Below are 13,251 nucleotides of genomic sequence, written 5' to 3'. Positions count from 1 at the left end.
GCAATGCAGCGATATTTTGTGGCAGCGGAGCAGTTTGACGGCTCTAGCGTGCGTTTAATAGGAGAAGATGCCTTCCATGCGGTCCGCGTCATGCGGATGAAGCCGGAAGAAAAGTTTATCGCTAGCGACGGCATTTCCCGCGTAGTGCTTGCTTCGGTGCGGGAAGCCGACTCTTCGGAGGTTGTGGCGGACATTGTGGAGGAGTTGCCGATGGACAGCGAATCCAGCTGGTCGGTGACCATCGCTCAAAGCCTGCCGAAGGGCGATAAGATGGAGCTGGTCATCCAAAAAGGGACCGAGATTGGCGCTTATGCTTTTGCGCCATTTCAATCGGAGCGGATGATTGTTCAATATGACGGCAAGAAGGAAGCGAAGCGTCTGGAGCGCTGGAGCAAGATTGCCAAGGAAGCGGCGGAGCAGTCGCACCGCTGCCGCGTGCCGGCGATTGAGCCCGTGCGCAGCTGGCGCGAGCTGAAGGAAGCAATCTCAGCGTTTGATTTAGCATTATTTTGTTATGAACGGGAAGGCGATGCAGCAGCGGGAACGGGCATCCGGGATGCCGTGCTGGGCTGGAAGCGGGCTGGCCATATGGCAGCCGAGCCGAAGGTGCTGCTCATCGTTGGTCCCGAAGGCGGCTTTACAGAACGGGAAGCGGATGAGGCAGAGGCGGCTGGAGCCGTTATCGTAGGCCTTGGCCGGCGGATTCTGCGGACGGAAACCGCGGGTATCGTCGGGCTGACCTGCTTGCTGTACGAAGCCGGAGAAATGGGAGGAGCGTAAGGATTTTATGCCATCGGTTGCATTTTACACCTTGGGATGCAAAGTTAACTTTTACGACACGGAAGCGATTTGGCAGCTGTTCAAAAACGAAGGATACGAGCAGGTTGATTTCGAATCGACGGCTGACGTTTACTTGATCAATACATGCACGGTTACCAATACAGGCGACAAGAAGAGCCGCCAGATTATCCGCCGCGCGGTGCGCCGCAATCCGGACGCGGTTATTGCGGTTACGGGCTGCTATGCCCAGACGTCTCCTGCGGAAATTATGGCGATTCCGGGGGTAGACCTCGTTATTGGCACGCAGGACCGCGAGAAAATCATGACGTTTGTGAACCAGATTCATGAGGACCGCCAGCCGGTTAACGCGGTTCGCAACATTATGAAAACCCGTGAATTCGAGGAGCTCGACGTACCGGATTTCAACGAACGCACGCGAGCTTTCCTCAAGATTCAGGAAGGCTGCAACAACTTCTGCACCTTCTGCATTATTCCGTGGTCGCGCGGTCTTTCGCGCAGCCGCGATCCGAAGAGCGTGCTCGAGCAGGCGAAGCAGCTTGTAGCTTCCGGTTACAAGGAAATCGTCCTTACCGGTATTCATACGGGCGGCTACGGCGACGATATGGAGAACTACCGTCTCGTTGACCTTCTGTGGGATCTGGACAAGATCGACGGACTGGAGCGGATCCGGATCAGCTCGATCGAAGCCAGCCAGATTGACGATGCGATGATCGACGTGCTCAACCGTTCGACCAAAATGTGCCGTCACCTGCATATTCCGCTTCAAGCCGGCGATACCTCCGTGCTCAAACGGATGCGCCGCAAATATACAACGGACGAGTTTGCCGCCAAGCTGAAACGGATCCGCGAAGCGATGCCAGGCGTAGCGATTACGACAGACGTCATCGTTGGCTTCCCTGGCGAGACGGAAGAGATGTTCGAGAACGGCTATAAGTTTATGGAAGAGGTTGGCTTCTCGGAGATGCATGTCTTCCCGTATTCGAAGCGCACCGGTACGCCTGCTGCCCGCATGGACGATCAAGTGGACGAAGAAGTGAAAAACGAACGCGTTCATAAACTGATTGACCTGTCCGAGAAAATGCAGCTTGCCTACGCCGAGCAGCATGTAGGCGCCGTGCTGGACGTTATTCCGGAGCGTGATTACAAAGGCGCTCCGGGCACGGGGCTTGTGATGGGTTACTCGGATAACTATATTCAGGTTGTGTTTGAAGGAACCGAAGCGCTTGTCGGCAAGCTCTGCCGCGTGAAAATTACGGAAGCCGGCGTCAATGAATGCCGCGCTCAGCTTGTCCGCGTACTTGACGACGTACCGGCAGAAGCGATGAGAGCTTAGAGATAGCAATAACGCACGAGGATTTCCCGCTCAATTCTGCAGTATCGGAATAAGTGGGAAATCCTCGTTGTTGCATGCAAATGTCAAGCAGGCAAGGGGGAAACGGAAATGGTTGAAATTTCGGCAGGAGGCGTTGTCTATCGCCGGAACCAGGCTGGGCTTTTGCAAATTCAGCTGATACAGGACCGTTATGGCAAAGTGTCGCTCCCGAAAGGCAAAATGGAGCCCGGGGAGACGGTCGAACAGACTGCGCTTAGGGAAATTGCCGAGGAAACGGGCATGATCGGGGTTATCGTTAAACCGATTGACCAAATCAAGTATCAGTATCATGATGCGATTAAGGGAACTGTCAACAAGGAGGTTCATTATTATTTGGTTGAAGCTGTTGGCGGATCGCTTCAGGCGCAGGTGGAAGAAATTCGCGGCGTCGAATGGTTTGAACCGCTTGAAGCCTGGAGACGCCAGAAACAGTCCGGCTATGAGAATAATAACCGGATTGTGGCGGGAGCCCTCGGCTTGCTTGGCGTAAAGTTTGATTAGACCGGAAGCTTGCGGAAGGCCGGCAAATAGCAGAACGGCAAGGCGATCAGCGAGCTTAGAATATTGAAGATCGTTTGGGCGTGAGCGATTTGGCTGGCCGGGGAATGGGCGAACCAGCCTGAGGCAGCCGATAACTCGCCAAGAAACGGCATAAAGAGCAAAGCGCCGCCGGCATTTAGGATCGTATGGGACCAAGCTACATATTGACCGGACTTTGAACCGCTGAAGGATGCGAGCAGCGCGGTGGCGCAGGTGCCGATATTCGCGCCTAGCACGACGGCAACGCCCAGCTCGAGAGGCATTGCTCCGATGGCTGCGAATCCCATAATAATACCGATTACAGCAGCACTGCTGTGGACGATTGCTGTCAGCACCGCGCCGGCGGCTAATCCCCACCAGAGGCTGCTTGTTGATTTTTCCAGGAACCAGCCGAACATGGAGCTTTCCTGCACGGCGGGACCGATAGCCTGCATCATGGCCATCCCGGCAAGCAGCAGGCTGAAGCCGCCTAAGGCAACGGCAGAGGAGCGGACGGTCTCAAGCAGCCGGAGCGACCTGGCTTTCGGCCAAATTCCAAGTTCGTTCAGCAGTACGGTTATGAGCCAGCCTGCCAGCGAGAGCAGCAGCAAAGGGACAGACAGTTTATTTAAGCTCAGGCCGATAAGCTCGGTTGTCAGGCAAGTCCCGATGTTGCTTCCGAGAATAATGCCAAGTGTCCGGGGGAAGGTGAGCAGCCCTGCATTGACGAGCCCTATGGCTATAACGGTTACCGCCGTGCTGCTCTGCAGAAAGGCGGTTGTGACGGTTCCTATAGCAAGGCCGTGTACCGGAGTTGCCGTAGAACGGTGGAGGATATGCTGCAAATACGGGCCGGCTAACCGGTGCAAAGCAAGCTCCATCAGCTTCATCCCGCTTATAAAGACGGTGAAGCCGATTGCCATAGGCAGAAGAATAGAATGGAGCATAGCAGGGTTCTCCTTTTATAAATCGTTATCGTTGATACATATGCATACGGTTAGACAAGCATGACAAGCCAGGACCAGAGAGGGAGATTAAAGAAGTGAGCAAAGCGAAAGTTTGGCTGCAGAAGGGCCGCAAAAAACGTCTTGAAGCAGGCCACCCATGGATTTACGCAAATGAAATTGAAAAGCTGGAAGGGGAAGCGGAGCCGGGAGCGCTGGTAGACGTCGTTGGGTCTAACGGCAAATATTTGGCGACGGGTTATTACAATCCGAAATCCCAGATTACGGTTCGCGTCGTTTCTTATCAGCCAATCGAAGAGATGGATGTCCACTTCTTCCGCGAAAAGTTTCGTCAATGCGAAGCATACCGCAGCCGGTTCGTGAAGGACCGCGATTGCCGGCTTGTCTACGGCGAGGCTGATTTTCTTCCCGGCCTTGTGGTAGACCGTTTCGCTGACGTGCTTGTTGTTCAGATTCTGACGCTAGGAATGGATATCCGCAGGGAAGCGATTGTAGCCGCTCTCGTTGACGTATTCCAGCCGAAAGGAATCTACGAACGGAGTGACGTCGGGGTTAGACAGCTGGAAGGGCTTGAGCTGCATACCGGAGTGCTGTATGGGGAGTGCCCGCGGATTCTCGAGATTGAAGAGAATGGCCTTAAGCTGGAAGTCGATATTGTGGAAGGCCAAAAGACCGGCTATTTCTACGATCAACGCGAGAATCGCGCTTCGATCGAGCCCCTAATGAAGGGCTGGGGCGCTCGCAGCGGCATTCGCCTCGAGAACCGTCCTGCTGATACGGATACCGAAGTCACGAGGCTTGTGCCGGTGAATCCGAACGGCAAAGAAGTAACCTTCCCTTATTGGGACGGTGCGACCGTGCTGGAGTGCTTCGCCCATACCGGCAGCTTCACTCTCCATGCCTGCAAATACGGCGCGAAAAAAGTAACCTGCCTCGATGTCTCCGAGCATGCTATCAATACGGCGCGCCGTAACGTGGAACGTAACGGCTTCACGGACCGCGTTGAATTTGTCGTGGCGGATGCGTTTGATTATTTACGCACGCAGGTAAAAGGCGTGGAAGAGCGTGCGGAGCGCAGCCGTGCAGGTGCTGATACGTCCAAGCCGCTAAGCGGCAACGGCCGTACCTGGGATGTTGTGATTCTCGATCCGCCTGCTTTTGCCAAGACCAAAAGCGCGGTTGCCGGAGCATGCCGCGGTTATAAGGACATCAACCTGCATGGCCTTAAGCTGGTGAACGAAGGCGGCTATCTCGTAACCGCCAGCTGCTCTTACCATATGCGGCCGGATCTGTTCCTCGAGACCATTCAGGAAGCGGCATCCGATGCCGGCAAGCTGCTGCGTCTCGTGGAGTGGCGGGCTGCCGGCAAGGATCATCCGCAGCTGCTTGGCGTGTCGGAAGGTCATTACCTGAAATTCGCCGTGTTTGAAGTACGGAGTAAATAATAAGGAAAGAAGCCGTATGGATCTGTCAGGATCCGCACGGCTTCTTGTTCGAAAAATAGACATATTCAATCGATTAATAGATGTGTATAATAGAAAAGTAACGCTGAGAGACAGACGACTGTACCCAGCGGTTCCCATAAGGGACAGAGCAGTTCACTGCATGTCCGTCACCCATAATCCGGCAGAGCGGAAATCCGCATGCGGGATTTTTTATTTTAAATCCAGAATTTTACAAATCAGCGATAGCCGTTTCACTTTGTTAGAAGGATTCTTTGAACTGCCTGCTCAGCTCGACACGCTGAAGCTTCAGCAGCCATACCTCTTCCCGTAACGTTTTCAGATCGGAGGCATCATCGGAATCTCTCAATTGCCGATAAAGATCAAGCATCCTCCGGTTGATGACGTCAAACTTTCTCCATAGCTCAGCGGCTTTCATCGACAGAGCCTGCTGGCTTGATTGTTCCTTCCACCCGGCGAGTGAACGGTTAAGCTCCTTCTGCCACTCCTGATCGCCGATTTGCTTGGCATAGTTGTACAAATCCAGATGATCGTTAATCCATTGCGTTTCTTCCGGGGTCATTTCCGTTCCTCCATTCCGGATCATTATATTACCTAGTATTATACTCGGTATTTAAGGGATTGCAATATTTTCTTGTTGAAAAGATAACGTTTCTTCCAGAACATACGTTTGTTGATCGGGTGAAAAAGGACCCGCGATATGGTAGTATTATAGATTATGAGATAGATTCGGAAGGGAAGAGTTAAGATGGGGCTTCGATTTGTGCTTGGGCGCTCGGGAACGGGAAAAACGACGTATTGTCTGGATGCAATCCGCGCCAAGCTGCAAGGCGAGCCGGATGGAGCGCCGCTTATTATGCTGGTTCCGGAACAGGCTACTTTCCAGACGGAATATGCCCTTTTGAAAGGCACATCGCTTAGCGGGACGATTCGCGCACAAGCGCTTAGCTTCCGCCGTCTGGCCTTTCGCGTCATGCAGGAGACGGGCGGGACTGCCTTGATTCCGATCAGCGATAACGGCAAGCATATGATGCTGTTCAAGATTATACACCGGCTCGGGAAGCAGCTTGAGCTGTTTCAGAGCGGGGCTGAGCAGCCGGGTTTTATCGAGCGGCTGGGCGAGCTGCTGACCGAGTGGAAGCGTTACGGGATTGATGCCAATCTGCTGAAGGAAAAGACAGCTTCGGTAGAGGACGCATCGCTTCTGAACCGGAAGCTGCATGACCTTCGGCTTGTTTACGACAAGCTGGAGCAGGAATTGCTAGGTCTTTATATCGATTCGGAAGATTATTTGACGCAGCTGATTGCGGGCTACGCCGATGCGCCGGCAATGCGGGGAGCCCAGCTGTGGATTGACGGCTTCCATGGGTTTACGCCGAAGGAATACGATGCGCTCGGAACGTTGATTGCTTCTTCAGCCGAAGTGACCGTTGCGCTTACGCTCGACCGTCCTTACGATAACGGCGAATTGCCGCATGAGCTTGAGCTGTTCCATCCTACGGCTGAAACCTACGGTAAGTTGTCGGCATTAGCGGCGCAAGCCGGCGTGCCTGTCTATGAAACGATTGTTATGGGTGAAGGAGGTCCGTTCCGCTTCAAAGGAAGCCCGATGCTGGCCCATTTGGAGAAGCATTATGGCGGAAGGACTCCTATGCTTATTCCGGATAAGAAGATGCTGGCTGCAGACAGCCCGTCCTGCGGCTTATCCCTTCATGCCTCCGCGAACAGGAGAGCCGAGGTGGAGGCGGCTGCCAGGGATATGGTTCGGCGGGCGCGGGAAGAGGGGCTGCGCTGGCGCGACATGGCGGTTATGGTGCGGAACGCGGCTGAATATACCGACTATATTCAAACGATATTCGACGATTACGAGATTCCTTACTTCCTTGACCAAAAGAACAACACGGTCCATCATCCGCTGGTGGAATTTATCCGTTCCGCGCTGGAGACGGTGCTTCACGGCTGGCATTACGAGGCGGTATTCCGCTGCATCAAGACGGAGCTTCTGTTCCCGATTGACGGCAGCATGTCGCGCGAGCTGTTTGACCGGTTGGAAAACTATGTGCTCGCAGCCGGAGTGGACGGATGGAAGTGGCTTGACCGCTCTAGGTGGAAGCCGCTTATGCAGCAATCCCTTGAGGACGAGCCGGATACGGTATCCGAGCCGTCCGCAAAAGCCAAACGGGAGTTTCAAGCCGTTATGGCGGCCAGAGAGGCGATTGTACCGCCGCTACGCCGGTTTGAGCAGTCCTTGAAGAAAGCTTCCAACGTCAAAGACATGTGCGAAGCGTTGTACAAGCTGCTCGATCATGCGGATGCGGCTGACCGTCTTGAACGCTGGAGCCGCGAGGACAGTGCCGCCGGCCGTACGCAGCGTGCCAGATCGCACCGGCAGCTATGGGATGGCGTGATGCAGCTGCTGGATCAGCTGGTGGAAATGGTCGGGGACGAGGATATGCCTCCTGAGCTGTTCGCCGGCATGGTGGAGACGGGGCTCGAAAGCCTGAAGCTTGCGGCAGTACCGCCCGCGCTTGATCAGGCTTTGATCGGCAGCATGGACCGGACGCGCTCGGGAGATGTAAAGATCTGTTATGTGCTTGGCGCCAACGACGGCGTTATGCCGATGCGCGTTCAGGAGGATGGCGTGCTGACCGAGCAGGAGCGGGAACGCCTTGCCGAAGAAGGTCTTGTTATGGCGCCGGGCGTAAGACGGCGGCTTCTGGACGAACGCTTCCTGATCTACAACGCTCTAACGACTGCCAGCCAGCATCTGTGGATCAGCTGGGCGCAGGCGGATGAGGAAGGGAAAACGCTGCTGCCTTCGGAAGTGATCCGGCAAGTGAGACAGCTGTTTCCCGGCATTCCGGTCTATCAGAAGGCGGGAGAGCCAACTCCGGGGATGGAGACGGGCGAGCAGCGCTCTTATATCGAGCATCCACAGCGGACGCTTGCCTATTTGATCACGGAGCTTCGCGCTTGGCGGCAAGGGTCCGAGATTGCGCCTTTCTGGTGGGATGTCTACAACTGGTTTGCGATCCGGCCGGAGTGGCAGGACAAGCTGCACCTTATGAACGCATCGTTAAGCTTCTCCAATCAGGAGACAGTGCTGACGACGACGACGGCTGAACAGCTGTACGGGACAAAGCTGAAGGCCAGCGTGTCGCGAATGGAGAGATTCGTGTCCTGTCCGTTCCAGCATTTTGCCATTCACGGCTTAAGGCTGCGCGAACGCCAGATGTACCGGCTTGAAGCGCCGGATGTCGGGCAGCTATTCCACGCGGCGCTCAGCCGTCTGGCCGGAGGTCTCGGCCAGCGCTGGGGCTCTATGCCGGAAGGGCAAATCCGCGAAGCGGCGGCGAAGGCTGTCGATGAGCTTGCTCCCAGGCTGCAGTCGCAAATTCTGCTCAGCAGCGGCAGGTTCCAATATATTGCCCGCAAGCTGAAGGAAATCGTTGCTCAAGCGGCCGTCATTTTAAGCGAGCATTCCCGCAGGGCGCAGTTCCAGCCGGTAGGGCTTGAGGTGGATTTTGGCCCGGACGGCACGCTGCCTTCCCTTGTTATTCCGTTAGAAAACGGGAGTACAATGGAAATTATCGGACGGATTGACCGCGTGGACGCGGCTGAGACCGAAGAGGGCTTGCTGCTGCGCGTCTTGGATTACAAATCGAGCGCAACGCAGCTCAAGCTGGAGGAAGTGGCGTTTGGGTTGTCTTTGCAGATGCTTACGTACCTGGACGTGCTTGTTACGCATGCTTCCGAATGGCTCGGAAAGCCGGCATCGCCCGCGGGCGTGCTTTATTTCCATGTTCATAATCCTATGCTTGCGGTATCCAACGGTTTATCCGGGGCCGAGGTTAATGCGAGAATGCTCAAAAAATTCAAAACCCGGGGACTTATTACGGCTGAAGCGGAGACGGCCAGGTTGATGGACGGCGACCTTGAAGCCGGGTACTCGGAGATTCTTCCCATTGCTTTGAAACGCGACGGAAGCTTTTACAGCAGTTCTTCCGTTGTGACGGATGATCAGTGGGATGTGCTGCGCAGCTCCGTCAGACGGACCATAGGAAAAATAGGCACGGAAATCGGCTGCGGGAAGGTAGCGATCGAGCCTTACCGTCTCGGTACGAAGTCGCCGTGCCAATACTGCGATTACAAGCCGGTATGCCAATTTGATCCGTTATTCGACGGTAATGAATATACGAAGCTGAGCAAGCTTTCGGAGGAAGAGGTTTGGCGGCAGCTGCATGGAGAGGAGGAGACAACGGATGGAAACGAATAAAATGCCGGCTAAGCCGGAGAACAGCACCTGGACGGACGACCAATGGCGTGCGATTGTGACGGAAGGTTCGGATGTTCTGGTTGCGGCGGCGGCCGGTTCGGGAAAAACGGCTGTACTGGTTGAACGGATTATTCGGAAAATCTCCTCATTCTCCGATGTCGACCGGCTGCTGGTCGCAACCTTTACCAAAGCGGCCGCTGCCGAGATGAAGGACCGGATCCGGATTGCGCTTGAGAAAGAGCTCGAACGGCAGCCGGAATCCGAGCATCTGCGCAGACAGCTGGCGCTTATGAACCGCGCTTCGATTACGACGCTCCACTCTTTCTGTCTCGACATAATTCGCAGGTATTATCCATTGATCGGGCTGGATCCGGGCTTTAGGATTGCGAATGAAACAGAGAGCGAACTCATGCGCATTGACGTGCTGGACCAGCTGTTTGAAGAAAAATATGAAGGATCCTCCGGTGACGGCGGTGCATTCCTGCGACTGGCCGACCGCTATGGCGGCGAGCGCGGCGACGAGCCGTTGTACAAGCTGGTTCAACAGCTCTATGATTTCGCGCAGAGCCATCCTTGGCCGGAGCATTGGCTTCGCCAGACCGCGGCCAGCTTTATAGTCGATAACGTAGAGGGGCTCCGCGGCAGTCCTTGGGTGGCAAGCCTGAGGGCTGACGTCGAGCTGGCGCTGTCTGGTGCGGCGTCCCTTCTTGATCAGGCAATGCGGTTGACGAGGGAGCCGGCGGGGCCGGCCCCATATGCCGCAACCTTTGAAGAGGATCTTGCGGTTGTTGGCGGCCTAGCCGAAACCGTTCGCCTGCATCCTTGGGAGATGTGGTTTGAAACGTTCCAAGCCGTGCAGTTCGGCAAGCTGAAGGCTATGCGCGGCGATGATTACGATAAAACGATGCAGGAGCAGGCCAAGGAGCTTCGCGATCAGGCCAAGAAGCTGGTCAGTTCGCTTGCGGACGAATTGTTTGGCCGCTCGGCGGAGGAATTCGCTTGGGAGCTGCGGGAGCTAGCTCCGCTCATGGCTGCTCTATCCGAGCTTGTCATTGAATTCGGACAGCGGTACGAAGCTGCGAAGCGGGCAAAGGGTCTTCTCGATTTTGGCGACCTGGAGCATTATTGCTTAAGGATACTGAGGGCGCCGGACTCAACGCCGGAGCTTACGGTTCCGTCGCCGGCGGCAATCGAGTATCAGCGCCAGTTCGATGAGATTCTGCTTGACGAGTACCAGGATACCAACATGGTGCAGGAAGCGATCGTGTCGCTGATTGCCAATCCGCATGCCGGCAACCGGTTTATGGTAGGCGATGTGAAGCAAAGTATCTACCGGTTCCGTCTGGCGGAGCCAAATTTGTTCATGAGCAAATACAAAAATTACGGCGCGCCCGGCGGTGACGGGCTTCGCATCGATCTTGCCCGCAATTTCCGGAGCCGGCTTGAAGTCGTAGACGGGGTAAATGACGTATTCCGCGCTATTATGCGCGAATCGGTCGCGGAGATGGATTACGACAAGCGTGCCGAGCTGGTATGCGGGGCTTCCTATCCCGAGTCTGACCGGCCAGGGCGTTTTGCCGTTGAGCTTGCGGTTATCGATAAAGCAGGCTCCTCGGATGAGGAGGATGGGGCGGCATCGGCCCCGGATACCGATGAAGAATCCGAGCAGGGCACCGGCCCAGCCGTCGAATCGGCGGAAGAGCTGCAGACGGCGCAGCTGGAGGCAAGGCTGATTGCCCGCCAGATCCGTTCGCTGCTGGACGAGGGCTTCCGGGTCTATGACGGCAAGAAAAGGGAGAGCCGCCCGATGGAATGGCGCGACATCGTCATTTTGCTGCGGGCTACGCAGGCTTGGGCTCCCGTCATTATCGAGGAACTTCAGGGTGCGGGCATCCCCGCATACGCGGAGCTGAGCAGCGGGTATTTCGACGCGACAGAGGTAGAGACGATCCTTTCCTTGCTTCGGGTAATTGATAATCCGTACCAGGATATCCCGCTCGCGGGTACGCTTCGTTCGCCGATTTTTGGATTGAATGCCGAAGAACTGGCTCTTATCCGGATTGGAGCGATGCATGATACCTACTATGACGCGGTGCTGCAGGCGGCAGGCGATCTTCTTCTGCCGGACGAGCTGAGGCGCAAGCTGTCGCTGTTCCTTGAGCGGCTGGACAGATGGCGGAATGATGCAAGACAGGGTTCGCTTGCCGATTTGATCTGGAGCATTTACAGAGAGACCGGCTATTACGATTTTGCCGGGGGTCTTCCCGGAGGCGTGCAGCGTCAAGCGAATCTTAGAGCGCTTCACGACCGCGCCCGCCAGTATGAGGCGACCTCCTTCCGGGGCTTGTTCCGTTTCCTGCGTTTCGTTGAGCGGATGCGGGACAGCGGCGGCGACCTTGGTACCGCAAGGGCGCTTGGCGAACAGGAAAACGTGGTGCGCATTATGTCCATTCATAAGAGTAAAGGACTTGAATTCCCCGTCGTATTTGTGGCAGGCTTAGGCAAGAACTTCAATCAGCAGGATTTGCGCAGCGCATTCCTGAAGCATAAGCAGCTTGGCTTCGGTCCCAAATTTATCGATCCGGAGAAACGCGTCAGTTATCCGACCCTGCCTTTCCTCTCGATCAGGCGGCGTATGCGGATGGAAATGCTAGCCGAGGAAATGCGTATTCTTTACGTAGCTTTAACCCGCCCGAAGGAGAAAATGTTCCTGGTCGGCACCGTGTCCGATGCCGCGGCCAAACAGCGCCGCTGGAGGTCCGCCGCGGATGCGAATGGGAATATTCCGGATTTCCGGTTAAGCTCGGCGTCTACTTTTCTCGATTGGCTGGGCCCGCTTGCGGCCGCGGCATTTAATCAGCTTCCGGACGAAACGGTTCCGGGACACGAGGATTCGAGGCTGCTGCAATGGCGTGCCGGCGTAGTGGATGCCGCTATGCTGGGGCTTGAGGCTGCGATTGCCGCCGAGGAGCAGACGGAAGAGGATCGGGCCAGGGAAGACCGCTTGCAGGGTGTATTATCTTTAGCCCAGCTTGATCAGGTGGAGCGGGATGAAGAACTTCGCAACCGGCTGGAATGGCGTTACGGCTATCGGGCATCAACCCTTGTGGCGGCCAAAACCTCGGTAACGGAGATGAAACGGCTGCATTCGGAAGCGGTGGAAATGCCGGAGGACAGCGCAGCTTTATATCCGGTTGATACCTTCTCCGGCAAGCAACAAGATGACGGCAAGAAGAGCAGCGGCGGGGGCAGTTATACCTTCCGGTTGAGACGGCCCCGGTTCATGGAGGAAGCCGCGCTTACGGCTGCCGAGAAGGGGACGGTAAGCCATCTGCTGATGCAGCATTTACCCCTAACCGGTGACGTAGATGTGGCTCGGCTGGAGTCGATATTGAGCGATATGGTATCGCGCAGGCTGCTGACCGCAAGACAAGCGGAGTCGATTGATCTTCCGGCGGTTGCGGCATTCTTCGATACGGAGATCGGCAAGCGGCTCGTTCATGCCAGATGGGTAAGGAGAGAGGTTCCTTTCAGCTGCATGTTCCCGGCGGAGCGCGTATATCCGGGGCTTGCATCCGATATGGCTGGCGAACCGGTTCTGATTCAAGGTGTCATTGACTGTCTCTTCGAAGACGAGAATGGCATTGTCCTGCTTGATTATAAGACCGACCGGATTTATATGAAGCAGTGGGAGCAGGCCGCCGAGCGCCACAGATTTCAATTGGAGCTGTACGCGGAAGCAATCGAGTCGGTTATCGGACGGCCGATTACGGAAAGCCATGTGTTCTTCTTCGATGGAGGACGGGCAGTAAAGTTATAAGGCCTTTGCATTCATGTCCGCGGAAGGGCGGCATT

At 55.6% G+C, this 13,251-nt stretch carries 8 protein-coding genes; 6 read left to right on the top strand and 2 right to left on the bottom strand.

Annotated features, from left to right (window positions below):
- Positions 1-3: 3 nt before the first annotated feature.
- The 3 genes from WFK81_RS14055 to WFK81_RS14045 all read left to right on the top strand — a co-directional run bounded on the left by WFK81_RS14055 (position 4) and on the right by WFK81_RS14045 (position 2,674).
- Positions 4-780, top strand: coding sequence for an RsmE family RNA methyltransferase (locus WFK81_RS14055; protein ID WP_336787028.1), 777 nt, complete (start codon positions 4-6; stop codon positions 778-780).
- Positions 781-787: 7 nt separating this feature from the next.
- Positions 788-2,134 carry a tRNA (N(6)-L-threonylcarbamoyladenosine(37)-C(2))-methylthiotransferase MtaB gene (gene mtaB / locus WFK81_RS14050; RefSeq protein ID WP_336787027.1) on the top strand — a complete coding sequence of 449 codons (1,347 nt, stop codon included), beginning with the start codon at positions 788-790 and terminating at the stop codon, positions 2,132-2,134.
- 108 nt (positions 2,135-2,242) lie between these two features.
- On the top strand, positions 2,243-2,674 hold the full coding sequence (locus WFK81_RS14045; RefSeq protein ID WP_336787026.1) for an NUDIX hydrolase: 432 nt from the start codon (positions 2,243-2,245) through the stop codon (positions 2,672-2,674).
- Here the strand turns inward: WFK81_RS14045 and WFK81_RS14040 are convergent.
- Positions 2,671-3,639, bottom strand: coding sequence for a Na/Pi cotransporter family protein (locus WFK81_RS14040; protein ID WP_336787025.1), 969 nt, complete (start codon positions 3,637-3,639; stop codon positions 2,671-2,673). The two genes, WFK81_RS14045 and WFK81_RS14040, sit on opposite strands and share 4 nt — an antisense overlap.
- Before the next feature lie 95 nt (positions 3,640-3,734).
- On the opposite strand from WFK81_RS14040, the gene WFK81_RS14035 reads away from it, so the two are divergent.
- Positions 3,735-5,102 (top strand): class I SAM-dependent rRNA methyltransferase, encoded by a 1,368-nt coding sequence (locus tag WFK81_RS14035; RefSeq protein WP_336787024.1) that lies wholly within the window; start codon positions 3,735-3,737, stop codon positions 5,100-5,102.
- A gap of 259 nt (positions 5,103-5,361) precedes the next feature.
- Here WFK81_RS14035 and WFK81_RS14030 read toward each other — a convergent pair whose 3' ends face one another.
- Complete coding sequence (locus WFK81_RS14030) at positions 5,362-5,682, bottom strand: hypothetical protein (RefSeq protein WP_336787023.1); 321 nt, start codon at positions 5,680-5,682, stop codon at positions 5,362-5,364.
- Between the two features lie 186 nt (positions 5,683-5,868).
- On the opposite strand from WFK81_RS14030, the gene addB reads away from it, so the two are divergent.
- Together addB and addA are read left to right on the top strand one after the other, a co-directional pair.
- Positions 5,869-9,396 (top strand): helicase-exonuclease AddAB subunit AddB, encoded by a 3,528-nt coding sequence (gene addB / locus WFK81_RS14025; protein WP_336787022.1) that lies wholly within the window; start codon positions 5,869-5,871, stop codon positions 9,394-9,396.
- The gene (addA, locus tag WFK81_RS14020) at positions 9,383-13,216 is read left to right on the top strand and encodes a helicase-exonuclease AddAB subunit AddA (RefSeq protein WP_336787021.1); all 3,834 of its coding nucleotides are present in this window, start codon (positions 9,383-9,385) and stop codon (positions 13,214-13,216) included. Before addB ends, addA begins: the two co-directional genes overlap by 14 nt.
- Positions 13,217-13,251 lie beyond the last annotated feature (35 nt).

Source organism: Paenibacillus sp. MMO-177, from assembly GCF_037147795.1.
In the GTDB taxonomy this organism is placed as follows: Bacteria; Bacillota; Bacilli; order Paenibacillales; family Paenibacillaceae; genus Pristimantibacillus.
The sequence above is the reverse complement of the archived record's forward strand: the minus strand, read 5'-3'. Positions and strand labels throughout refer to the sequence as shown.